20 protein-coding genes, 2 tRNA genes and 1 pseudogene are annotated in these 22,210 nt (G+C 60.5%); 9 read left to right on the top strand and 14 right to left on the bottom strand.

Going from position 1 to position 22,210, the window contains the following annotated elements; translation table 11 throughout:
• Positions 1 to 171, top strand: a pseudogene (locus BEN47_RS23010) (IS1 family transposase); the annotation flags it as partial.
• Positions 172 to 533: 362 nt separating this feature from the next.
• Here the strand turns inward: BEN47_RS23010 and BEN47_RS05670 are convergent.
• The 4 genes from BEN47_RS05670 to mutS all read right to left on the bottom strand — a co-directional run bounded on the left by BEN47_RS05670 (position 534) and on the right by mutS (position 4,065).
• A tRNA-Leu gene (locus BEN47_RS05670) sits at positions 534 to 617 on the bottom strand.
• A gap of 8 nt (positions 618 to 625) precedes the next feature.
• Positions 626 to 1,117 (bottom strand): HNH endonuclease signature motif containing protein, encoded by a 492-nt coding sequence (locus BEN47_RS20815; RefSeq protein WP_125921520.1) that lies wholly within the window; start codon positions 1,115 to 1,117, stop codon positions 626 to 628.
• A gap of 53 nt (positions 1,118 to 1,170) precedes the next feature.
• Positions 1,171 to 1,246, bottom strand: a tRNA-Gly gene (locus tag BEN47_RS05665).
• 131 nt (positions 1,247 to 1,377) lie between these two features.
• Entirely contained in the window at positions 1,378 to 4,065 is a 2,688-nt protein-coding gene (gene mutS / locus BEN47_RS05660; protein WP_083322148.1) for a DNA mismatch repair protein MutS, read from the bottom strand.
• 254 nt (positions 4,066 to 4,319) lie between these two features.
• Between mutS and BEN47_RS05655 the strand changes: the two genes are divergently transcribed.
• Positions 4,320 to 4,853, top strand: a complete 534-nt coding sequence (locus tag BEN47_RS05655; protein ID WP_070726013.1) for an RNA methyltransferase — start codon at positions 4,320 to 4,322, stop codon at positions 4,851 to 4,853.
• A gap of 46 nt (positions 4,854 to 4,899) precedes the next feature.
• A complete protein-coding gene (locus tag BEN47_RS05650) occupies positions 4,900 to 5,310 on the top strand; it encodes a hypothetical protein (protein ID WP_070726009.1) in 411 nt (136 codons plus the stop codon).
• A 91-nt stretch (positions 5,311 to 5,401) separates the two neighbouring features.
• Here BEN47_RS05650 and BEN47_RS05645 read toward each other — a convergent pair whose 3' ends face one another.
• Entirely contained in the window at positions 5,402 to 6,172 is a 771-nt protein-coding gene (locus BEN47_RS05645; RefSeq protein WP_070726008.1) for a TerC family protein, read from the bottom strand.
• A gap of 73 nt (positions 6,173 to 6,245) precedes the next feature.
• Positions 6,246 to 6,737 (bottom strand): YajQ family cyclic di-GMP-binding protein, encoded by a 492-nt coding sequence (locus tag BEN47_RS05640; RefSeq protein ID WP_070726005.1) that lies wholly within the window; start codon positions 6,735 to 6,737, stop codon positions 6,246 to 6,248.
• 106 nt (positions 6,738 to 6,843) lie between these two features.
• On the opposite strand from BEN47_RS05640, the gene BEN47_RS05635 reads away from it, so the two are divergent.
• Positions 6,844 to 7,302, top strand: coding sequence for a GNAT family N-acetyltransferase (locus tag BEN47_RS05635; protein WP_070726003.1), 459 nt, complete (start codon positions 6,844 to 6,846; stop codon positions 7,300 to 7,302).
• Between the two features lie 9 nt (positions 7,303 to 7,311).
• Here BEN47_RS05635 and BEN47_RS05630 read toward each other — a convergent pair whose 3' ends face one another.
• Positions 7,312 to 7,617 carry an Mpo1-like protein gene (locus tag BEN47_RS05630; RefSeq protein ID WP_070726001.1) on the bottom strand — a complete coding sequence of 102 codons (306 nt, stop codon included), beginning with the start codon at positions 7,615 to 7,617 and terminating at the stop codon, positions 7,312 to 7,314.
• Positions 7,618 to 7,739: 122 nt separating this feature from the next.
• Here BEN47_RS05630 and BEN47_RS05625 point away from each other — a divergent pair, with 122 nt between their 5' ends.
• On the top strand, positions 7,740 to 8,237 hold the full coding sequence (locus tag BEN47_RS05625) for a PaaI family thioesterase (RefSeq protein ID WP_239691509.1): 498 nt from the start codon (positions 7,740 to 7,742) through the stop codon (positions 8,235 to 8,237).
• Positions 8,238 to 8,294: 57 nt separating this feature from the next.
• On the opposite strand, the gene BEN47_RS05620 is transcribed toward BEN47_RS05625, so the two are convergent.
• The gene (locus BEN47_RS05620) at positions 8,295 to 9,296 is read right to left on the bottom strand and encodes an NYN domain-containing protein (RefSeq protein WP_317039467.1); all 1,002 of its coding nucleotides are present in this window, start codon (positions 9,294 to 9,296) and stop codon (positions 8,295 to 8,297) included.
• Positions 9,297 to 9,694: 398 nt separating this feature from the next.
• Positions 9,695 to 10,486: a metal-dependent hydrolase gene (locus BEN47_RS05615; RefSeq protein ID WP_125921519.1), complete on the bottom strand. Its 792-nt coding sequence runs from the start codon at positions 10,484 to 10,486 to the stop codon at positions 9,695 to 9,697.
• Between the two features lie 336 nt (positions 10,487 to 10,822).
• On the opposite strand from BEN47_RS05615, the gene BEN47_RS05610 reads away from it, so the two are divergent.
• Together BEN47_RS05610 and BEN47_RS05605 are read left to right on the top strand one after the other, a co-directional pair.
• Positions 10,823 to 12,895 carry a DEAD/DEAH box helicase gene (locus tag BEN47_RS05610; RefSeq protein WP_070725994.1) on the top strand — a complete coding sequence of 691 codons (2,073 nt, stop codon included), beginning with the start codon at positions 10,823 to 10,825 and terminating at the stop codon, positions 12,893 to 12,895.
• Between the two features lie 203 nt (positions 12,896 to 13,098).
• Positions 13,099 to 13,539: a gliding motility lipoprotein GldH gene (locus BEN47_RS05605; protein ID WP_239691508.1), complete on the top strand. Its 441-nt coding sequence runs from the start codon at positions 13,099 to 13,101 to the stop codon at positions 13,537 to 13,539.
• A 79-nt stretch (positions 13,540 to 13,618) separates the two neighbouring features.
• Here BEN47_RS05605 and BEN47_RS05600 read toward each other — a convergent pair whose 3' ends face one another.
• A complete protein-coding gene (locus BEN47_RS05600; protein ID WP_070725989.1) occupies positions 13,619 to 13,813 on the bottom strand; it encodes a cold-shock protein in 195 nt (64 codons plus the stop codon).
• Positions 13,814 to 14,030: 217 nt separating this feature from the next.
• Between BEN47_RS05600 and BEN47_RS05595 the strand changes: the two genes are divergently transcribed.
• Entirely contained in the window at positions 14,031 to 15,374 is a 1,344-nt protein-coding gene (locus tag BEN47_RS05595; RefSeq protein WP_125921518.1) for a hypothetical protein, read from the top strand.
• Positions 15,375 to 15,449: 75 nt separating this feature from the next.
• On the opposite strand, the gene BEN47_RS05590 is transcribed toward BEN47_RS05595, so the two are convergent.
• The 4 genes from BEN47_RS05590 to BEN47_RS05575 form a co-directional block, all read right to left on the bottom strand.
• Complete coding sequence (locus BEN47_RS05590) at positions 15,450 to 17,801, bottom strand: M1 family metallopeptidase (protein WP_070725985.1); 2,352 nt, start codon at positions 17,799 to 17,801, stop codon at positions 15,450 to 15,452.
• Between the two features lie 272 nt (positions 17,802 to 18,073).
• Positions 18,074 to 19,174, bottom strand: a complete 1,101-nt coding sequence (locus BEN47_RS05585) for a PKD-like domain-containing protein (protein ID WP_125921517.1) — start codon at positions 19,172 to 19,174, stop codon at positions 18,074 to 18,076.
• A 57-nt stretch (positions 19,175 to 19,231) separates the two neighbouring features.
• The gene (locus BEN47_RS05580; RefSeq protein ID WP_070725980.1) at positions 19,232 to 19,459 is read right to left on the bottom strand and encodes a hypothetical protein; all 228 of its coding nucleotides are present in this window, start codon (positions 19,457 to 19,459) and stop codon (positions 19,232 to 19,234) included.
• A 546-nt stretch (positions 19,460 to 20,005) separates the two neighbouring features.
• Positions 20,006 to 20,785 (bottom strand): hypothetical protein, encoded by a 780-nt coding sequence (locus BEN47_RS05575; protein WP_070725978.1) that lies wholly within the window; start codon positions 20,783 to 20,785, stop codon positions 20,006 to 20,008.
• A gap of 688 nt (positions 20,786 to 21,473) precedes the next feature.
• On the opposite strand from BEN47_RS05575, the gene BEN47_RS05570 reads away from it, so the two are divergent.
• Positions 21,474 to 22,070, top strand: a complete 597-nt coding sequence (locus BEN47_RS05570; RefSeq protein WP_070725977.1) for a DinB family protein — start codon at positions 21,474 to 21,476, stop codon at positions 22,068 to 22,070.
• Positions 22,071 to 22,210: the final 140 nt, after the last annotated feature.

The raw sequence follows: 22,210 nt of genomic DNA, 5'->3' as shown, positions 1-22,210 counted from the left end.
CTAAAGGGCGAGGGACAGACCAACATCGTCGAAGCCATTAATTGCTCCTTGCGCCAGCGCTGTGGCGTGCTCGTGCGTAAGTCCTGCTCCTTCAGCAAATCATTGGCCATGCATACGGCCCGAATTAAAATAGTTATCGATAATTATAATCGAAATATCATCTTATATTAGACCACCGCCAAATAGAAGAAGTGAAAAGTTACTACTTCTCTCTATTTTTGACTGGCTCACTTTGGGGGTAAGCTTACATCTCGTTCTCCACTATGGCGACCAACCCAGACCTGCACGAGGCTCAGCATTCAATCTCCCGAGGAGATTGGTTCGTCAAGGATGGGTCGCGAATAGAAGGCACCGAGGCCATGACGGCGATTTCGGAGTGCATTGGAGTTTAATTGAGCCGGTGGACAGACCCAAAAAAGAACTTGTAGTAAAATGCGGATCGAATGTTTACTCTAAAAACTAACTCTTTGTGCCCCTATTTGTACCCCAAAAAATAAAAATGCCCTTTGTGAAGTCACAAAGGGCATTAATTGTACCAGAGACGGGACTTGAACCCGTACTTCCTCACGGAAACGGCATTTTAAGTGCCGCGTGTATACCGATTTCACCACTCTGGCAGGGACAATTAAGGTTTTGCTCTCACTTGATTTTTGCCCCGATAATTTTCCGTTAGTGCGTGGCAATTGGGGCAAAGCAACTGCAAGTTATGCAGTCTATGGTCATTATTGACGCCATTGACATGATGCAGTTCCAGTGGAATTGGCTCACTTAGCCATTCAGCTAAGCCGCAATTTTCGCACTGCCTTCCCTTTAGTCCGTGTTCAATCAGCCTGTTACGCAGCCGGGCAGTGGAAGTGTATGACGAGTTTTCTATTAAAATTCCATCCCAGGAAAAAGGTTGGCCCAGCATTCGAAACCGGTCCCCCTGGTTCCACGCCGCCCCCGTGAAATGGCTGGTGTCCAGTCCGAGCCTAGCTATGCGGCTGCGTACCGTCTTGTAATTGCCGCCGGCCGGTACCAGCCCGATGCGGCCCAGCACCTGCCGCACCGACAGGCTCGCGGCTACAACCTGCCGGAACTCGTCATCGGTGCTAAGGCACTTGCGGGTGGCCGCCATCGGGAATGGGCTGAAACAAAAAACGCTGTCCGAAGACAGCGTTTTTTACTATTTGGAGCGGGAGACGAGGTTCGAACTCGCGACCTCGACCTTGGCAAGGTCGCGCTCTACCAACTGAGCTACTCTCGCGGGAGGTTCATTGCTATTTTCATAGCGCTGAATGGTGCGACAAAGGTAAGGGGCTTTTTTGGCGAAGCAAGGGTTAAGGGTGGAAATTTTTACCCGAAGGGGCTTCCACGTTCATTTTCAGGCTGAAAAGTTCAATGCGCGCCCAACGTTAGCTTCAGTTCATTCAATTTCATCAGGGCTTCGATAGGCGTTAGGGTGTTTATGTCGAGGTGCAGCAGCAGCTCGCGGATGCGTTCCAGGGCCGGGTCGGCCGGCTCAAACATGCTAAGCTGCACCGTGGGGCGCGGCGCCGTGGCCACCGCTGCGGTGGTGCGGGGCTTGGGAATGGCCGCCTGCGGGGGATGCACCACCACCACTTGGTCAGCTCCTCCCTCCAAACCAGACAGCAGCTCGTCAAATTCGGTGGGCTGGCGGTCATCGGGGCCGGCACTGGTGCGCTCCACTTCGAGGTGGTGCATGATTTCGTTGGCGCGTAGCACCACCGAAGTGGGCATGCCAGCCAGCCGCGCCACGTGAATGCCGAAGCTGTGCTCAGAACCACCGGCCTGCAGCTTGCGCAGGAACAGGATGCGGCCGTCGGCCTCCTTCACGGCAACGTTGTAGTTGCGCACCCGCGGGCAGTCATCGGCCAGTTGGTTGAGCTCGTGGTAGTGAGTGGCGAAGAGGGTTTTGGCCTTGGCTTTGGGGTTGTTGTGCAGGTGCTCCACAATGGCCCAGGCAATGCTGATGCCGTCGTAGGTGCTGGTGCCACGTCCTATTTCGTCCATCAGCACAAGGCTGCGGTCGGAGAGGTTGTTGAGAATGGAGGCGGTTTCGGTCATCTCCACCATGAAGGTGCTTTCGCCCTTGCTCAGGTTGTCGGAGGCGCCCACGCGGGTGAAAATCTTGTCGATGATGCCCACGGTAGCTGCGTCGGCGGGCACGAATGACCCTATCTGGGCCAGGAGCACGATGAGGGCCGTCTGGCGCAGCAGCGCCGATTTGCCGGCCATGTTGGGGCCGGTTATCACCACAATCTGCTGCTCGTCCTGATTGAGGCAGATGTCGTTCGGAATGTAGCTTTCGCCGGGCGGTAACTGACGCTCGATGACCGGGTGGCGGCCGGCGCGGATATCGAGCACGGTGCCGTCGTTCACTACGGGCTGCACGTAGCGCTGCTGCCGGGCCGTGAGGGCAAAGCTGGCCAAGCAGTCCATCACGCCAATGGCGCGGGCGTTCTGCTGAATGTGGGGCACAAAATCGAGCGCCGCCAGCACCAAATCGGTGTAGATGCGCTGCTCGATGACGAACAGCTGCTCCTCGGCGTTGAGAATTTTCTCCTCGTAAGTCTTGAGCTCTTCGGTGACGTAGCGCTCGGCGTTCACCAGCGTCTGCTTGCGAATCCACTCGGGCGGCACCTTGGTTTTGTGCGCGTTACTGACTTCAAGGTAGTAGCCAAACACCTTGTTATACGCCACTTTAAGCGACGTGATGCCGGTGTTGCGCTGCTCCCGCATCTGGAGCTGCAACAGGTAGTCCTTGCCCGAAAACGCCAGGGCGCGCAGCTCGTCCAGCTCGGCGTCGATGCCGGGGTTGAGCACGCCGCCCTGGTTGGTGAGCAGCGGGGCATCGGGCTTGATTTTGGTCAGAATTTCCTGGCGCAGGGTGGCGCAGGGGTTGAGCTGGTCGGCTAGTTTCACGAGGGCCTTTACGCCGGAGCCGGCCAGCCGCTCGCGCATGGGCGCGATGGCTTCCAGTGCGCGGGCTAGTTGCAGCAGCTCGCGCGGGTTCACGCGGCGCACGGCCACTTTGCTGATGAGCCGCTCCAGGTCGTTTATCTGGCGCAGGTGCTGGGTGAGGTCGGCCAGCAGCTCTTCATCGGCCACCAGCGCGGCCACGGTTTCGAGCCGGCGCTGAATCTGGCTTACTTCTTTGAGGGGCAGCACTATCCACTTGCGCAGCAGGCGAGCGCCCATGGGCGTCAGGGTCTGGTCGAGCACGTCGATGAGGGGCACGCCGCCGGGGTGCTGGGCGTGCACCAGCTCCAGGTTGCGCACCGTGAAGCGGTCGAGCCAGACGTATTTATCCTCTTCCAGACGGCCCAGACTGGCCACGTGGCCCAGGTTGGAGTGCTTGGTTTCGGCGAGGTAGTGCAGGATGCAGCCGGCGGCCACGATGCCTTCCTTGAGGCCGTCGACGCCAAAGCCTTTGAGCGAGGTGGTTTTGAAGTGGCGGGTGAGCGTGTCGTGGGCGTAGTCATTGCCAAAAACCCACTCATCCAGCGCGTAGGTGCAGAAGTCGGGGCCGAAATGGTGTTCGAACTCGCTCCGGCTTTTCTTGCAGAATAGTATTTCGGCCGGGCTGAAATTTTGCAGCAGCTTGCCCAGGTAATCGAGCGTGCCCTGCGCCACCAGAAACTCGCCGGTGCTGATGTCCAGGAAGGAAATACCGGCCTCGATTTTGCCGAAGTGAATGGCGGCGAGGTAGTTGTTGGCGCGACGCTCCAGCACGTTGTCGTGCATGCTCACGCCGGGCGTCACCAGCTCCGTGATGCCGCGCTTGACGAGGCCTTTGGCCAGTTTGGGGTCTTCGAGCTGGTCGCAGATGGCCACGCGCTGGCCGGCGCGCACCAGCTTGGGCAGGTAGTTGTCGAGAGCGTGGTGCGGGAAGCCAGCCAGCGGAATTTCGTTGGGTGTGCCGCCGCCGCGCTTGGTGAGCGTGATGTCGAGAATGCGGGCGGCCGTCACGGCGTCCTCGCCGAAGGTCTCGTAGAAGTCGCCCACTCGGAACAAGAGCACCGCGCCGGGGTGCTGCTGCTTGAGCAGGTAGTATTGCTTCATCAGGGGCGTGTCGACGGGCGAGCCGGGCGTAATGTGGTCGGGCCCGACGGACTTGATGACGAATTCTTTCTTGGGTGCAGCGGGAGCAGTCAAAGCAGAAACTGTAGGAACGCACCTCGGCACGTTCAATCGGTAGGGTAAAGCGGAACGACAGCCCCGCTTTTATTGAAATAAAAACACGCAACCGGCGGCAAACGTCCCCAGCTACCAGCGGAAACGCCGAACGCGCCGAGGCGCGTTCCTACCTTCGCCCCATGCGAAAACTTACAATGGCGGAGCTGAACCGCGCCACGGTGGCCGACTTCAAAAGTACGCCCAAAAGCCCCGTGGTGCTCGTGCTGGACAACGTGCGCAGCATGCACAACGTGGGCGCCATCTTCCGCACCGCCGATGCCTTTGCGCTGGAGAAAATCTGGCTCTGCGGCATCACGCCGCGCCCGCCGCACCGCGAAATCACCAAAACGGCGCTGGGCAGCGAGGAGTCGATGAGCTGGGAATATGCCTCGGAAACGGTGGCGGCAGTGGCGGCCCTGAAAGCCGCCGGCTACCAGGTGGTGGCTGTGGAGCAAACCACCGGCAGCGTGGTGCTGCCCCAATTTCAGCCCGAGCCGGGCCGGCCGCTGGCGCTGGTGCTGGGCAACGAGGTGTTTGGGGTAGAAGACGCCGTACTGGCCCTGTGCGACCTGGCCGTGGAAATCCCGCAGTTTGGCACCAAGCATTCGCTCAACGTGGGCGTGGCGGCCGGCGTGGTGCTTTGGGACGCGCTGGTGAAGCTGGGCGTGGTGTAGCGGCCGGGGCCGGGCAACCATTGGCCCGGCCGGCGGTTGGGTTCTCATGCCCTCCTCCCCCACCGCCGCCACCCGGCCCGATGCCGCCCTGCTGGCCCTGCGTCCCCTCATCAACGTGGAAGCAACCGATGCCGCCGGCACCGTGGCCCACTTCCTGCACACCACGCTGCGCCCGGTGCTGAAGCTGCAAAACGACCTGCTGCTGGCTGTGGTTGCCGATTTTGTGCTCGACCACCACATCACCCTGCGCCCCACCGACCAGCACCACCAGCTCACCGAGCTGCTGGGCCGCAACACCAAGCTGCGCTACACCGTGGTGGGATTGATAACCGGCGCTTTCACTACCGCCGAATACGCCTTTTACCGCCTGCATCGGCCCGAGGTGAATCGGCGCCTGCTGGAAATGGCCCTGCGCCGCATGCTCGACCAAGCTGCGGCCGTAGCGGAAATGACCTGATAGGATTTTCACCGCAGAAGGCGCAGAGGAAAGGCACAGAGGCCCGCAAAACGTTCTGCGGCCTCTGTGCCTTTCCTCTGCGGTAAAAGTCCTAATCGTACTGCGAGTCGCGCAGTACCACCGGCTTGGTTTTCTTGCGCAGGCGCAGGTTGAGCAGCTCCACCGTCAGCGAGAAGGCCATGGCGAAGTACAGATAGCCTTTTTCCACCTCCTTGTGGGCGGCTTCCATTACCAGCATGAAGCCAATCATGATGAGAAACGACAGCGCCAGCATCTTGATGGTGGGGTTGTTGTTGACAAATCCCGCCACGGCGTTGCTGAAGGCCAGCATCACGCCCATGGCCAGTATCACGGCCACAATCATCACCAGCACGTTGTCCACGAGTCCCACGGCCGTCAGAATGGAGTCGAAGCTGAATACGATGTCGATGATGATGATTTGTACGATGATGTTGCGCATGGTGGCGTGCTTGGGGCCGCTGCCGTCCTCTTGTTCCTCCTCGCCCTGCAGCTTGTTGTGGATTTCGGTGGTGCTCTTGTAAATCAGGAACAGGCCGCCGGCCAGCAGAATGAGGTCGCGGCCGGTCACGCCGAAGGGCACGTCCTGCCAGGGCAGGTTGATGTCAAACAACGACGCCCGCAGGCCCACAATCCACGAAATACTCAGCAAAAGTCCGATGCGGAACAACAGCGCCAGCAGCAGGCCAATGGTGCGGCCGCGGGCTTGCTGGCTTGGTGGCAAGCGGTTCACCACAATGGAGATGAAAATGATGTTGTCGATACCCAACACGATTTCCATGAACGTGAGGGTCAGCAAGCTAACCCAGGTAGCCGCTTCGGCGAAGGCATTGATGTCGTACACAAGAAAAAAATTATGAGTTTTAAATTATGAATTGCGGCAAGAGCTTATTTGAAACTCATAATTCATAATTTTTTTAGGATTTCATGTTCACGAATTGCAGCGGCAGACCAATGTCGGACCGGCGCAGCACGGCGATGGCCGCCTGCAAGTCGTCGATTTTCTTGGCCGTAACGCGCACCTGGTCGTCCTGCATCTGGGCTTCTACCTTCACCTTGGCGTCTTTGATGGCTTTGATGATTTTGCGGCCGAACTCCTTGTCGACGCCGGCGCGCACCTTGATGGTTTTCTTAATCAGGTTGCCGCTGGGCTGCTCGTCGGCCGAAAAATCCAGGCTGGTGCCGTCGATGCCCTGCTTCACCACGCGGCCCAGCAGGATGTCTTCCAGCGCTTTCACGCGCATGGAATTTTCCGACGAAAGCAGAATGGTGTTTTCCTTTTTGTTCAGTTCGATGCCGCCCTTGGTGTCGCGGAGGTCGTAGCGGGTTTGCAGTTCTTTTTGGGCCGTGTTCACCGCATTTTCCAAGGTTTGCGGGTCTACTTTGCTCACGATGTCGAAGGATGCCATAGCGGGGTGGGGCGTAGTTTTGAAATGAGTAACCGGCCGGAGCCGGGGCGCAAAGGTAACGGCCCAACTCCTCCCTGGTTGCGCGGTCGTACCTATAGTTTCGCTTATGTCCTCATTCGCCGTTCGCCCGCCCCGCACCCCCGCCGAGTGGGAGGCCTATTACCAGCTGCGCTACGCCGTGCTCCGCCAGCCCTGGCAACAGCTGCCCGGTTCCGAACGCGTGCCCGCCGACGACGAACCGGGCACCGTGCACGCGCTGCTTTTAGCTGATGAAAGCAGCACGCGCCCGGAGGCCCTGGCCGTGGGCATGTTGCAGCCCACCAGCGCCCACCAGGGCCAGGTGCGCTTCATGGCGGTGGCGCCGCAAGCCGCCGGCACCGGCCTAGGCCGCCAGATTATGGACGCACTGGAAACCCAGGCCCGAGCGGCAGGCCTGACGGAAATCATACTGCATTCCCGCGAAGCCGCGGTACCCTTTTATGAGCGGCTGGGGTACGAAGTGGTGGAGCCTTCGCACACGCTTTTTGGGGTGATTCCGCATTTTTTGATGCGCAAGCAGCTGTAGCGGCAGCCGCTAAAACTTCTCCCGGCCGCGCCACAGGTCGGCGTAGAGGCGGAAGTCGCCGAGCAGCGAATACCACGGGTGCTGGAACGTGGCGGGCCGGTTGTGCTCGACGAAGAAATGGCCCACCCAGGCAAAGCCGTAGGCCGCCACAATACCCGCCGGCAGCCACCCCCACCGCCCCGTGACGACGAGCATGACTAGGCAAAGCAAAAACAGCGTGGTACCCACAAAGTGCAGGATGCGGGTGCCGCGGCGGCTGTGTTCGCGCAGGTACCGCGGATAGAACTCGGCAAACGTGAGGGGCAGGGCTGACATGGCAGGGTTAAAACGGTGTAAGTACAAAGCGCGGCGCGTTGCCGCGCACCCAAGTTCGGACTTTGGCACCGACTTTTGGCAAACCGGCCGCTCCAAGCCGTTTCACTGGAAATTTCGCACTCGTGTCTGATTCATCAACTCCTGCCCGCCCGCTCCCCCAACTCGCCGCCATGGTAGCGGCCTACAACCAGATAAACCACTACGGCCGCGCCAACGGCATGACCCTAACCGTGCCCAAACCCGGCCAGGCGGAATACCGCATGACCATCCGCGACGAACACCTTTCTTCCCCCAATACCTGCCACGGCGGCGTGCTGGCGGGCCTCATGGATGCGGCGTTGGGTGCGGCGGCCCTCACACTGGCTTTCACGCACCTGGAGTTTGTGTCAACGGTGGAGTTTAAGATGAACTTCCTGCACGCGGCGCATCTGCACGACAATCTGGTGGCCAAAGGTGTGGTGGACCACATCGGCAACAAGCTGGTGGTGAGCAGCTGCGTGATTTACCGCGTGGCCGAGGGCAAGGAAGACGTGGCCGTGGCCCGCGGCCTGGGCACCTTCAACCGCTACCCGGCCTCCAAGCGGGACTTTGCCCAGCTGGTGATGCAGCAGGATGGTTAACGACAAAAAGCCCGCCCGATGACTCAGGCGGGCTTCTTGTTGCTTTCGCAGGTAGCGCTACAGCTCGGCTGTGGCGGCGTGGGCGTTTACGGGCTCGTACTCGTCCTCCATATCGTTGAGCTGGGGGGCGGTCACTTTGCGCACGTTGCGGGCGCAGTCTTCGTCGCGGTGGTTGCGGCCCACGGTGAATTCCACCCAGTCGCCTTCGCGCAGGTCGTTGAAGTCGCCTTCGGTCAGGTCGGCGTAGCTGAAGAACAGGTTGTTGGGGGGCATCACCACGAAACCGAAACCGTTTTTCAGGTTCTTGATGGTGCTCATGCCCAGCGTGCCCACGGGGCCGGCAGCGGTGGGGCCGGTGGGGCGCACCAGTTTGGGCGCCGAGGCCGTGCTGGGCGCAAACGCGGCGGGCTCCGACTGGTTGACGAACAGGGCTTCCACTACTTCGTCCTGGGCCTGCAAGCCCCGGTCGATAACGTCGTGCATGGCCACCGGGTAGGTTACCTGCTCCAGCAGCTGCTGCGAAGCGCGCGTAACGCGGGTTTCGCCCTTGAAGTCTTCGTACTTGAAATCCCAGTTGAGCAACATCACGCGGGTGCCCACGGTGTTGAGCTTGCGGATGAGGGGCACGTAGTCCGAGTCGCCGGCGATAAGCACCACCACGTCGAGGGTTTTGTGCAGGGCCAGCTCCAGGGCTTCGAGGCTGAGCCACACGTCGATGCCTTTTTCTTGGAGGCGGCCGTCGCGGGTTTTCAGGGCCATGTAGTGCGTCTGCACGCCCAGGTTCATCAGAATGTCGTCGAGCAGGCGGTCGTGAAACAGCCGGTCCTTGTCGCGGGCCTCGGTAGCGGACAGGCGGCCCCGGAAAAAGTGCGCATCGGTAATTTGCGCCAGGCGCACATCTACATCTTCTTCCTCAGCCACTTGGTGGCGAATATATTCGTGCAAGCCCTCCAGGCTGATGCGCGCCTTGCGCTCGTGCTGGAAATAATAATAATCGCTGATTTTTAAGAAATAGTTGCCGTCATAGAAGACACCAACCCGAATTAAAGGGCTGTTCATCTGATTCATGGTAAAGCTCTAATTTAAGTTAGAAAAGTATTTTTAAGGTGGGGTAGAAAGGATGAATAATGTGGAATCGTGACTAGACCAGTGCGCGGCTGCACCTGTGATGGTTTCATTGAAATCGAAATATCTCTATTTTCGATAGTAATGCAGCCGTTGTAGCGTGGTAGCCCCCGAATGGAAGAAGAGGTAATTGCTTATTTTAGTAGAACGCCGAATGGCTGGGCTGATTGAAGATGCTGGATAGTAACACAAATCAATACGAACACCGCCATGCATAAAATGGCATATCTGCTGCGAAGCTAACAGTATTGGTTGACTTATGCAACCGTATAACAACGTATGGCAGCGGCACAACGCCGGCACGCTGGCCGCACATATTGCGCGGCCAGCGGTTAAAAGCCCATTTGCCCGATTACCAGGCCCAGCACCAGCAGCCCGTAGCCCGCACAAATACCTACTTCCAGCATGTTGCCGGTAGCCGAGCCGGTGCTGATAAGGGGGATTTTAAAGGAATAATCCCAGAGCGGCAAAAACCATCTAACCCCGGCTTTAGTCAGACTATCGGCCACCAGATGAGAGGCGTAGCCGCCGCCCGCATACAGGGCCACGCCGTGCCAGCCGAGGTGCTGGTTGGCCAGGTGGCCAATGTAGGTCCAGAGGGCGGTGGCCCAGATGGTGTGCGTCCAGGAACGGTGCGACGTGAAGGGTGCCAGCGCCACAAACGTTCCCAATAAACTTAGCCACAATTGCTCGGTGTAAAGACCGGCCACCACCGTAGCCAGCCCGGTGAAAAGCAGCGCCAGCCGCCGGGCCGAACCACCCTGCATGCCCACCCCAATGAGCCCGAAGGCCAGCGCCGCCGTGTAGTAGAGCCGCTGCTCAGCACCCGCCGCCAGTTGAAAGTAGGCATAGGCCCCAATGGCCAGGGCGCCGGCGGCAAAGGCCCAGCGCACATAGTTTTGGGTGAACCCCAGGCGCTTGCTCAGCCGGCTGTCGGGGTGGTCGAGGTCGGGGGCGAGGCTGGAAAAGCCGGCCAGGGCAATGCCCGCCACCGAAAACGGAATGCCGGGCACCAGGCCCGCAACGGCTACGCCGGTAATGAGGCCGATGGCCAAGTGAGAGGAGCCGCGCATGAATGAGTAGTAACGCGCCGTGGCGCGTTCGGTGAGGAGGCGATGTGACAAAAACGGTTGCAAGTTGCGGCCGGCCGGACACAATTCTGCGTTGTGCAACGATTGAACGCCCCCCGAGCCGAACGCGCCACACCCCAAACGCGCCAAGGCGCGTTCCTACGATTTTGATTCCGAAAACGGTTCCGATTCCGGAAACCTTACCTTCGGCTACGCTGTATCCTAGGCCGCTGCCCGACCGGAATCAATCCGGCCGGGCTACTTTATTTGTCGTTCGCAAGCCTTTTTACCCGTGCAAGTAGCTGATTTTCTTCGTCTTTATCGCCTTTCTCCCGAGCTGCAAACCCTGGCCGCGCGCCTGCGCGCGCCGCCAAGCCCGAGCCCAGCGGCGTGCGCCTGCACCTGCGCGGCCTGGTAGGCAGCCAGGATGCCGTGGTGGCGGCGGCCGTGGCCCATGCGCAGCACCCGCACGTGTTCATTTTGCACGACAAGGACGAGGCCGCCTACTTCCTGTCCGACCTGCAGCACTTGCTGCCGGAGGGGCCCGAGGCGCTGCTGTTCCCGAGCTCCTACAAGCGGCCGTACCAGTTTGATGAGACCGAGAATGCCAACGTGCTGATGCGCGCCGAGGCCCTGAACCGACTGAATACTACGCGGGCGGCCACGACGGGCAACAGCGTGTTTATTGTGACCTACCCGGAGGCGCTGACGGAGAAGGTTATCAACCGGCAGAGTCTGGTGAAGAACACCTTCAACGCCAAGGTGGGCGACAAGCTGGACGTGAATTTCCTGGGCGAGCTGCTGGGCGAATACGACTTTGAGAAAACGGATTTTGTGTACGAAGCGGGGCAGTATGCGGTGCGCGGCGGCATAGTGGACGTGTTCAGCTACGCGAATGAACTGCCGTTTCGACTAGAACTGTTCGGGGATGAGATTGAGAGCATTCGCACGTTCAATCCGGAGACGCAATTGTCGGTGGAGGCGCGGCCGAGCATCAGCATTATCCCGAATGTGCAGACCAAAATGCTGACGGAAACGCGGGAGGCCTTCTTCGAGTTTTTGCCCCGCACGGCTTGTATTTGGGCGAAGGACGTACGCCAGACGCTGGACGTGGTGACGGAGCTGTACGAGAAAGCCGAGGCCAACTTCCAGCAGATGCTGAGTGAGGCGGGCGGCATGCAAATCGTGAGCAAGCCCAGCGACTTGTTTGAGTCGGGCAAGAGCTTCAAGAAGCTGCTCGACGAGTTTGCGGTGGTGGAATTCGGCAAGCGCTTCCACTTCAAAAATGCCGAAACGTTTCAGTTTGCAGCCAAGCCCCAGCCGAGCTTCAACAAGGAGTTTGAGCGGATGGTGAAGAACCTGCAGGAGAACCAGCTCCGCAATTTCACTACCATTATCACCGCCGATACGGTGCGGCAGGCCGACCGGCTGCGCACGATATTCGACGAGTTGGACAATAACGTGAAGTTCCAGCACCTGCTGCTGGCCCTGCGCGAGGGGTTCGTGGACGAGCAGCTGGAGCTGGCCGTGTACACCGACCACCAGTTGTTTGAGCGCTACTACCGGGCGCAGGAAACCAAGAAGTTTTCGAAGAAAAAGGCCCTCACGCTGCGGGAACTCAAAACGCTGCAGCCCGGCGACTACGTGACCCACCAGGACTACGGCATCGCCCGGTTTGCGGGCCTGACACAGGTGGACATCAACGGGCAGATTCAGGAGGCCATTCGGCTTGTTTACCGGGATGATGACCTGCTGACGGTGAGCATTCACTCGCTGCATAAAATTGCCAAGTACAGCGGCGCCGAGGGCTCGCCGCCGACCATGAGCAAGCTGGGTTCGCCGGAGTGGGAGAATAAGAAAAAGTCGGTCAAGAAGAAGGTGAAGGACATTGCGGCCGACCTTATTCGACTGTATGCCAAGCGCAAAACGGCGCCGGGCTTCGCGTTTTCGCCCGATGGATTTATGCAGGCCGAGCTGGAATCAAGCTTTATTTACGAGGACACCCCCGACCAGGCCAAGGCCACCGAGGACGTGAAGCAGGACATGCAGCAGCCCCACCCGATGGACCGGCTCATCTGCGGCGACGTGGGTTTTGGTAAAACGGAAATTGCCATTCGGGCGGCGTTTAAGGCGGTGGCCGATGGCAAGCAGGCCGCCGTGCTGGTGCCCACCACCATCCTGGCCATGCAGCACTACAAGACGTTCCGCGACCGGCTGGCCACGCTGCCGGTGACGGTGGAGTACGTCAACCGCTTCAAATCCACGAAGCAGATTAAGGAAACCTTGCAGCGCGTGGCGGAGGGCAAAACCGACATTTTGATTGGCACGCACCGGCTCACGAATAAGGACATCAAATTCAAAGACCTGGGCTTGCTCATTATTGACGAAGAGCAGAAGTTCGGCGTCAAGACCAAGGACAAGCTGAAGGCTCCGCGCCGGCCCCGGCAGGGGAATAATTGTTAACGGTTAGTGAATGGACAGTTTCTTGACTAACCGTTAACCACTTACTGAATGACTGTTTATTTAACGGTTGTAGCGGCGTAGTGAGCCGGGCCTCCAGTTGGCGGGGGCTGGCTCACTACGCTGCAGCAAGCGCTGTGCCCAGGGTATCTACTATGAATCAAATCATTGCAATTCGAGGCGCTTTGGCAGCCGGGTTATTGTGCGTGCTCACTGCCTGCGACCCCAATCGGGTGTTTGAGGAGAATACGGACTTCCCCAACTACTCCTGGGACGTGCAGCAAAAGCCGGCCTTCACCTTTGCCATTGAGGACACCACGGCCCGCTACGACGTGTACTTTAACGTGCGCCATGCCTCGGCCTATGGATTCTACAACCTTTACGTGAAGCACACCCTTACCGGCCCGGGTGGGCAAGTGGGGAAGCCCCGGCTGCACCAGATGCTGCTGCTGGACCCCAAAACCGGCGAGCCCAAGGGCAGCGGCACCGGCGATATCTACGACATCCAGCTGCTGGCCCTGCCCAACCAGCGCTTCGCCAAACCCGGCAATTATACCCTTACGCTGGAGCAGTACATGCGCCAGGCGCAGCTGCCCGGCCTCATGGCCATGGGCGTGCGCGTGGCCAAGCACGAGGAGAAGAAATAAGCGCCGCCTGCACAAAAAAAAGGCCGGTCCCGCATGGTGCGGAACCGGCCTTTTCTGTTTTTGGGGGTGTGCGCAGGCGCTATTGCAGGCGGGTTACATCCACTGCATTGGGGCCTTTTTTGCCGGCTTTGATGTTGAATTCGACCCGGTCGCCTTCCTGGATTTCGTGGATGAGACCGGTTTGATGTACAAAAATTTCTTCCTGGGTATCGTCGGGTACGATGAAGCCAAAGCCTTTGGTGTCGTCGAAAAACTTAACAGTGCCGGTGAGCATAAGCGAATGGGGTAAAATGAAAGGGGCATCAAACTAACGCACGCAGCCGGCCACGGGTTGACGACCACTAGCCAGCTGCCGCAGCAGAATGCCGCACAAAGGTAAAATCGCGGCGGGGAATAGCAGCTAGAAACACAGAAGGGCTGAGGCTGGCCCACCCGAAGCAAAACAACGGCTAGGGGGGCGCGTATAGACAGGAAGTTCATCCTTTCACCGATTGCAACGCCCAACGCTCACCATGGAAAACGAGGAAATAAACTTGAATACCGAATCGAATGACATTGCCGGCAACCGCATTGATGGCCCGGTGGGCAACACGGCCGCCAAACCCGGCGGCCCCGGCACCGGCGTGGGCATCCCGGGCGGTCCGCCCGCCCAGGCACCGAGCGCCACCCCCGACATCAGCAGCCCGGGTGCTCCCGCTTCGAGCGAGTCGCTCGTGGATTCGGAAATGAATGCGGGCGCAGGTGCCGTAGACGCCGAGAGCGAAGAGCAGGAAAACAAAGAAGCCAACCCCGACGACCTGCGGCCCGCCAATACCTACGGTGGCAATTTCGGCAACAGCACCCAGGACAGCTACCGCGACGAAGACCGCCGCGAAAACCAGGACAGCGACCCCAACCGCGGCGAGTTCGGCGCTCAGAGCGAAATCGGGACCACCCACGGCGGTTTTGGCAACCAAAACCGGCTGGCCGATTACGAGCCCCGCAACTCGGCCGAAGACCAGTACTACGGCGGTGCTGGCCGTCCCGGCCCCCAGGACAATGCCTACCGCAGCTACGACGGCCGCGATGCCCGGCCCGATGCCCGCACCGAATACGGGTTTGAGGCCGGTAGCGCGGTGGCCAACGCGCCGGGCCAAGCGGCGGAGAGCGGGCAAATCCAAGGTTCTGACTACAAAGGGCCCAACGCGGACAACCGCAACCAGCCCGACCGGGCCGACACAAACAGCGCCTTCCAGAACGACAACGGCTCGGCCCAGGGCCCCGACCGGGGCTACGCCGACGACTACGGCCACACTTCCCTGCGGGGCGCTGCCACGCCCGCTGCCGCCACGGAAGCCCGCCCCGCTAACCCCGCAGGTGCCGAACAGCGCAACCAAGCAGAAGATTACCTGCCAACTCCCGGCGGCGTCGACAAGCAGGGCCGGCGCGAGGAAAAGCATCCCGGCTACTCCACCAATACCCCGGAAATGACCGACCAGCGCGGCCAGATTCCAGCCAGCAGCCTAGGCTACGGCGACCGCGGCCGCGAAGAACCCCGCCTCGACCCGGATTTCCGCACCGGCGACGACCGCAACGGCTACGTGCAGGGCAACGGCGGCGACGCCAGCCAGGGCATGGGCTCGCGCGGCGGCTCCTACAACGATGCTTACAGCGACAGCCAGCCCGGCAGCAAAGAGGGCTCGCCGGCCAAAGGCGATGAGCGCATCGAAGACCGCGCCCAGAACTACGGCCAGGCCGCCCGCAAGGAAAACCGCAGCGAAACCGGCGACGAAAACGAAGCCGACCACGGCGCCCCGCGCCGCAACGCCGGCCGAGAGGGCGAAGGCGACGAATAAATGCTTCCAAATAACGTCTGTCCTGCTGATGGGCATGACAGCAACTTTAATCATAATTCGCAACAAAAAAGGGGCTTACTTCTCCCCGCCGGCTGGGCTTTTCTGCGCCTGCTGCATGGGGTTCTGGGCGGCCTGTTGCTGCTGCTGGAACAAGTCGAAGCGCGAAGCGGCAGGCTGGCGGGGGAAAGCGTTGTTGCTCAGGTCGGTGTCGGCTGTCTGCTGGAAGGGGTCGAGCACGAAGCTGATGACGGGCTGCTTGGTCACGAGCACCTTGGTCACTTTCTCGTTGTTTTTGCGCCAGATTTCAGCGGGAATCGTCTGGATTTCCTGGCTGTTGTCGGCGTAGGTGAGCTGGATGATGACGGGCATCACCAGGCCGCCCACGTTGCGCAAACTCAGCTCGTAGAAGTACTGCTGCTGGCCCAGGCGCTGCTGCTGCTCGGGGCTGAGGCCGGCGCGGTAGGCGGCGTAGCGCTGCTGGTCGGCCGCGGTCACGGCCAGCGGGTTGTACTCGTTGTAGAAGTCCTTGAGCTCGGGCTTCTCGTCGATGAGCGTGCTTTTGAGGTCGGTGGCGTTGCGCTGGGCCGAGATGGAGGGCGCGGCGGCGGCCTGCAGCTGCTGGAGGCGGGCTTTCTCCACGGCCGGGTCGCCGGTGCTCGGGGTGTAGGATTTCACCGATTCCAGGGCCAGGTCGGTGCGGTCGGTGGTGTAGAACCAGCCGCGCCAGAACCAGTCCAGGTCCACGGCCGAAGCGTCTTCCATGGTGCGGAAGAAGTCGGCCGGCGTGGGGTGCTTGTAGGCCCAGCGCTGGGCATAGGTCTTGAAGGCGTGGTCGAACAGCTCGCGGCCCATCACCGTCTCGCGCAGAATATTAAGGGCCGTGGCCGGCTTCGCGTAGGCATTATTGCCAAATTGGAGGGCTGACTCCGAGTTGGTCATAATCGGCGACTGCAGGCTTTTGTCGGTCTTCATGTACTCCACAATGTTGCGGGGTTCGCCCCGGCGCGAGGGGTACGTGCGCTCCCATTCCTGCTCGGTGAGGTACTGCATGAAGCTGTTCAGGCCCTCGTCCATCCACGACCACTGCCGCTCGTCGGAGTTCACAATCATGGGGAAGAAGTTGTGGCCCACTTCGTGGATAATCACGCCAATCATGGCGTATTTGGTCTGCGCCGAGTAGGTGCCGTCCTTTTCGGGGCGGCCGCCGTTGAAGCAAATCATGGGGTACTCCATGCCGAAAATGGGCCCGTGCACCGAGATGGCCACCGGGTATTCGTAGGGAATGGTGTACTTGGAATACGTCTTAATGGTGTGCGCTACGGCCTCCGTGGAGTACTGGCCCCAGAGCGGATTGCCCTCCTTGGGGTAGTAGCTCATGCACATCACCGTCTTGTTGTTCTGCTTAATGCCCATGGCATCCCAGATGAACTTGCGCGAGCTCACCCAGGCGAAGTCCCGCACGTTTTTGGCCGCGAAGTTCCAGGTTTTGGTCTTGGTGCTTCGGCTCGACTCGTTCTGCACGGCCTCGGCCTGGCTGATAATGAGCACGGGCTTCCTGGCGTTTTTGGCCTGCTCCAGGCGCTTTTGCTGAGTGGAGGTCAGGACCTGAGCGGCGTTTTGCAGCGTGCCGGTGGCCCCCACCACGTGGTCGGCGGGCGCGGTGATGCTCACCTTGTAGTCGCCGAAGGGCAGCGTGAATTCGCCGCTGCCCAGGAACTGCTTGTGCTGCCAGCCCTGGTTGTCGGAGTACACGGCCATGCGCGGGTACCACTGCGCAATTTCGTAGAGGTAGTTTTTATCCTCGGGGAAGTACTCGTAGCCATTGCGGCGCACCTGCTGGCCGTTCACGTTGTAGTGCCACTTCACGTTGAAGGAGTAGGACTGGCCGGGCCGCAGAGGCGTGGGCAGGTCCACGCGCATCATGGTGTAGTTGGTCGTTGTCTTCAGCGCTTTGCCGTCGCGGCTCGTCACAGCGTCAATCTTAAAGCCGCCGTCGAAATCCGACAGCAGGCCCTCAATGGCGTTGAACGTCATCCGGTCCTGCAGCTGGCTCACCTCCGTGGTGGCCGTGATGGAGTTTTTCTCCAGCACGTTCTGGTCGAGCTGCAGCCAGAGGTAGGGCAGCACATCGGGCGAGAGGTTGGTGTAGGTGATGGTCTCGCGGCCGGTCAGGGCCTGCCGGGCATCGTCGAGCGTGACCTGGATGTCGTAGTCGGCCCGCTGCTGCCAGTAGTCCCGGCCCGGCGCGCCGCTGGCGGTGCGGAACACATTAGGCGTGGGCAGCAGGGTTTCGAGCTGCGCAAATTTGTCGGTGCCCGAGTTGGTGGTTTGGGCCTGCAAGGCCAGGGAAGGCAGCAGGGCCAGCCCCAGCAGCCCCGCAACGCGGCGGGCAAGTGGCAGGGCGGTGGTCGGAATTAAGGAAGTCATAAAGCAAAAAGATGAAGCAGCTGGCTTCAAAATTAACTTCCCCGTGCTTAGCAAGCCAGCCGGGAGCCGAAGCTTTAACGTGCGCCTCACGGGACCCCCATGGGGCACGGCCCCCAGGGGGAGCCAGATGGCACCCGGCGTGAATAGTCAGGCCCCCCACTTCGAAAAGGAGGGGGCCTGGGTGAGGCGCACGGTAGGACGAAAGGTCCCCCGTACTTAAGTCCGAATACAGGAAGGCTTAATGACCACGACGGGCCGCGCAGGCTTACGCCCTAGCGGTGCTCGATTTGAATGCGGCAGCGCTCCATGCTCTTATTGGTCTGCGTGTGCAGGTAGTAGAGGCCCGCAGGCCAGGCGTGGGTGTCGACCGTGGCCGTGTGTTTGCCTTTCCGGGCCGTGTACATGAGCCGGCCCTGGCTGTTGTAAATCGTGGTGGTAGCGCCGGCCGCCTGCTCCACGGTGAGCGCCGCGTCGGCGGGGTTGGGGTAGGTGGCCGTGCAGAGCTCCGTGCCCAGCCGCACGTTTTGGCACGGCATTCCGTCGATTTCGGTGGCCCCGTACACGGCCTGGCCAAACTCAAACAGCACGCCGGACCCGCTGCAGTCGTTGGTCACCACTACCCGCACGTAGGTTGAGTTTCCGGCCGACGGGGCCGTTATCTGAAACGAGCCGCCGTGGTTGTAGTCCGGCACTTCGTTGACGTACCAGACGTAGGCGTCCGCGCCGCGCTGCTTGGACCGTTCCACGGTAAAGGAGACCGGCCCGTCGGGGCACACGTAGCCGTAGTAGCTGGCCGAGCTGCTGAACGTGGCCTCGCCGGCCCCAATCTGGAAGCGCACCGTAGCCCGCGTCGAGGGCAGGCAGCCGTTGGTGGCCTTGGCTACGACCGACACTTCGCCATCGGGCTGGGAGTTGTTGGCGGGCGCCGTGATGTCGAGGTAGGGTACGGTGGTCGTAATCGGGCCGCTGGGGGACAGGTTGCCGGGCGACACCGTCCACTCGTAACTGCTCGCGCCGGGCACGGGCGCCACTTCAAAGCGCCTGGTTTCGTTCAGGCACAGGTCGTAGTTGCCGGCCGTAAACCTTGGCGGGGCCAGCTCCGGCCGCAGGGTCACGTTGACGGGCGCCGAGGTGGGCACGGCCAGGGTGGTCGCCCCGCCACAAGTGTAAACCGCCTGGACGGACACACTGCCGCCGCTGCTCCCGCTGGGAATGAGCGTAATGCTGCTGCCGCTGGCGCTGCCCTGCACCGTCCAGCCGCTGGGATACGTCCAGTCAAACCGCGCAATCCCATTGGTTTGGCTGACCTGGGCCGTGTAGGTAACGGCGGTCCGGTCGCCGCAGTACACGCTGCTTGGCCCCGAACTGACCACAACCGTGGGTTGGCGCCGAATGCGGAAGGCCCCCGGAAAGCTGAGCAGCTTGTAGGGCTAGGAAGGATAATACGTCTGGTTGCAGGTGCTGCTGTACTGAAACACGCGCAGGTCCACGTTGCCGCCCGGCGTCGGGGTAACAGAGATGCTGCGCGAGCCCTGCGAGCCCTGGTAGAGGCGGAAGTCGTTGGGGGTGGTGGCAAACGAGGGAATGAGCGTAGCGCCCGTTACCGCCCAGCTGGCCGGCACCTCCCACAGGTAGGCTGGAATCGGCTCGTTGGGCACGTTGACAAAGTATCCAATGGGTTCAACCGAAAGCGTGAACGTAGACGTGCTGCAAAAGGGAATGCTCGTTGAACCCGTTGGGCCGGGCTGGCCGGCGACTGAACGGATACGGGCAGTGAACGTGTTGTTGGAAATGGTTTGATAACCTGTGATATTGCCATTAGCGTCGCGAGTTGGACTTTCAACGTTCACCGTTATTTTACCGCCGGTGGGGTCATCCCCCCAAACCACTTCACATTTGATACTGCCCTTACTCGTATCCAGCGTGGGTGTAATGGTGAATGCCCCGCCCGAAATAGTGGCAGCGTTCTTCCCCGATATTACACGTGAGCCAGTAGGGATGCCAGAGAGGGTATAAATCCCGGGTTCACCCGGGCAAACGGTAGCCGGGGTAGCCGGCGACCAACTCTGAGCATGTGCTAGGGAGAGTGCGCTGAGCAACAGTACGAGCGCAGAAATGCATCTGCGCAGCTGATTGTAAACGTTTTTCATGAGATGTTTTGGTAGAAAAGTTTGGTAAAAAAAGAACACGACTAAATCCAGTTACTAGCGGCCAAACTGGTAATGCACGCTGAGTTGATTGACGAGCTTGAAGCGAAGCGCAAACGTTTGGTCGGTAAGTACCTGCCGTATCGGCCCGCTGCGCCCCAAAACCTCCCCCGTCAACAAATCCGTCACCTTAGAGTCGCTTTTGATGGTGCGCCAAGAGTAGGCGGCGTTGACCGACGACTCGGCGCTGACGTACAGGCGCGGCTGCACGGCAAAGCGAAGACCGACGAAGGGCATGAACGCCGCATGATACTGGCGGAAGTAATCGGTCTGCTCGTTCTCAAACGGCGGGGAAGGGGGAGTCGGGGGGATGGTTGGAGGGGAATCCCCCCCGTACTGCTGCTTGACAGTGTGCGTGAAAAAGGAGAAGCCGAGGACGAGGTCGGCCCCGGCAGTACCGGTCCAGCGCGGGGAGAAGCGGTGGGTAAATTCCCGGCCCACGCTGGCACTGGCGCCCCGGTTGTTGTATTCGTACTCCTCGTTTGACTTGAGGTTAGGCACGGGGCGTTGGTTCTCATCCCGGCGGCGGTAGTCCTGGTTCAGCATCAGCCCAAAGCGCCAGAGGGCGTGGGGCTGCGTCTGGCGCTTGTAGAGCAGGCCCACGGGCAAGCTGCGGTTGGCCGTGAAGAATTTGTCGAGCTGCGGGCTGGCCGTCAGGCCCAGGTGGTGGCGGTAGAAGCGGGCCGTATCGGCCGGGGGCGTTTGGGCCCGCGCGGCGGAGGCCGCGCCCAGGCCCAGCAGGGCGGCGCATAAGAAAGGGTTGCGAAGGATTGACATCAGAAAAAAAGTCAGAATGAGCCGGCAAGGTAGCCGGTGGCTCAGCAGCTGTGGGGGATGAGCCGCAAAGGAACGGCCCCGGCCCGGCCCCGTAAAAGGACAAAACGGCCCTAAAACTGATTAGCACTAAATGCTTATCAAATTTAAGTATTTAAATATTTTTGTTTTATGGCCGCATTTACAGCTCAGAAAGCGCCTTTGGGCTGGCTGTTGGTTCGAATAAAAAACGCAAAAAGACATTAGGGGCCCCAACATACCGGTGCCCTGGCAGTTGCTTCTTGCGGCAAGGCAACCGGGGCAACGCGGAGCCTGCGAGCAAGCGTGCGAATACAAAACGCATTTGGGCCGAGGGGGAGCCATTGGGGCCGTTCGGTAGGGAGCCCTTGTCGCTGCGGGGAGGAAAGGCTGCGGCGCCAACTGCTCGGGTTGATAGGAGGTTTATGCGCTGGTGCTCCTGTGCCGATTAGGGCCCAAAAAATTAACGTGAACAGCTTGCGGGAAATAACCGTAAAAACCCCGTGGACAAAAGCGTCGCCGGCGCACTATAGCGGTACAAGGGTTGTTCTGGCGGGAGCCCAGGAAGCCGGGCCACTACCCTTTGCCGCGCGTGCAGCCGTGCGCTCAGGCCCGTGTCCGGTCAGAATCGGCCGTCTACTTGTATGTTTATGGCTTGTTAGCCCCCGCGCCTATGCCTGCTGTCGTCCGCGCCACCTCCGATTTTTTTGACCAGCTGACCGAGGACCTGCTTTTGCTGCGGGTCAAGGCCCAGCAGCGCTTCCGTCCCCTGAGCGCCGAGGAGCTCAACCGCCGGCCCAGCCCCAGCCGCTGGAGCGCCGGCCAGTGCCTGGAGCACCTCAACATTGTGGGCGGCTACTACCTGCCCAGCATCGCCAAACGAATTGCCAAGGCCCAGGCCCGCGGCTCCAAGCCCACGCCTACCGTGAAGCAGGGCTATTTCGGTGGCCGGTTTGTGAACGCCATGCGCACCCCGGCCAGCATCAAAACCTACAACACGCCCCAGCGCTACGCGCCCACCGGCAACCGCCTGCCCCGCACCGTGGCCGAGGTGTTCAGCCGCCAAATCGACGAGTTGCTGCGCCTGGCGCTGCTGGCCCGCCAGGTAAACGCCAACGCCGTGCTCATCCCCAACGCCGTATTTCCGCTGCTGCTGCTCCGGCTGGCCGACCAGCTGGAATTCCTCGTGGTGCACATTCAGCGGCACGTGGCGCAGGCCGAGGCCGTGCTGGCCGGCCACGTCGTGGGCGCCAAGAAGTCAGCGGCTTAGGCCGGCTTGTTTCTGATTTTCTCCTCCCGAACCCCGCCCTGGCATTGTCGGGGCAGGGGTTTGTTTCACAAAAGCGGTACCATGGGTATGCAATATCAGCCGGGCCGGCATCGATAAGGCATCACCCAAAACCTGCTTTC

The sequence above is a fragment of the Hymenobacter lapidarius genome (genome assembly GCF_001816145.1).
Lineage (GTDB): Bacteria > Bacteroidota > Bacteroidia > Cytophagales > Hymenobacteraceae > Hymenobacter > Hymenobacter lapidarius.
This window is presented reverse-complemented; position numbering and strand designations above follow the sequence as displayed.

Excerpts from the sequence above, each read along its gene's own strand:
- BEN47_RS20815 (WP_125921520.1), bottom strand. The coding sequence starts at position 1,117 with ATGGCGGCCACCCGCAAGTGCCTTAGCACCGATGACGAGTTCCGGCAG.
- mutS (WP_083322148.1), bottom strand. The coding sequence starts at position 4,065 with ATGAAGCAATACTACCTGCTCAAGCAGCAGCACCCCGGCGCGGTGCTC.
- BEN47_RS05655 (WP_070726013.1), top strand. The coding sequence starts at position 4,320 with ATGCGAAAACTTACAATGGCGGAGCTGAACCGCGCCACGGTGGCCGAC.
- BEN47_RS05650 (WP_070726009.1), top strand. The coding sequence starts at position 4,900 with ATGCCCTCCTCCCCCACCGCCGCCACCCGGCCCGATGCCGCCCTGCTG.
- BEN47_RS05640 (WP_070726005.1), bottom strand. The coding sequence starts at position 6,737 with ATGGCATCCTTCGACATCGTGAGCAAAGTAGACCCGCAAACCTTGGAA.
- BEN47_RS05635 (WP_070726003.1), top strand. The coding sequence starts at position 6,844 with ATGTCCTCATTCGCCGTTCGCCCGCCCCGCACCCCCGCCGAGTGGGAG.
- BEN47_RS05630 (WP_070726001.1), bottom strand. The coding sequence starts at position 7,617 with ATGTCAGCCCTGCCCCTCACGTTTGCCGAGTTCTATCCGCGGTACCTG.
- BEN47_RS05620 (WP_317039467.1), bottom strand. The coding sequence starts at position 9,296 with ATGAACAGCCCTTTAATTCGGGTTGGTGTCTTCTATGACGGCAACTAT.
- BEN47_RS05600 (WP_070725989.1), bottom strand. The coding sequence starts at position 13,813 with ATGCTCACCGGCACTGTTAAGTTTTTCGACGACACCAAAGGCTTTGGC.
- BEN47_RS05590 (WP_070725985.1), bottom strand. The coding sequence starts at position 17,801 with ATGACTTCCTTAATTCCGACCACCGCCCTGCCACTTGCCCGCCGCGTT.
- BEN47_RS05575 (WP_070725978.1), bottom strand. The coding sequence starts at position 20,785 with ATGTCAATCCTTCGCAACCCTTTCTTATGCGCCGCCCTGCTGGGCCTG.
- BEN47_RS05570 (WP_070725977.1), top strand. The coding sequence starts at position 21,474 with ATGCCTGCTGTCGTCCGCGCCACCTCCGATTTTTTTGACCAGCTGACC.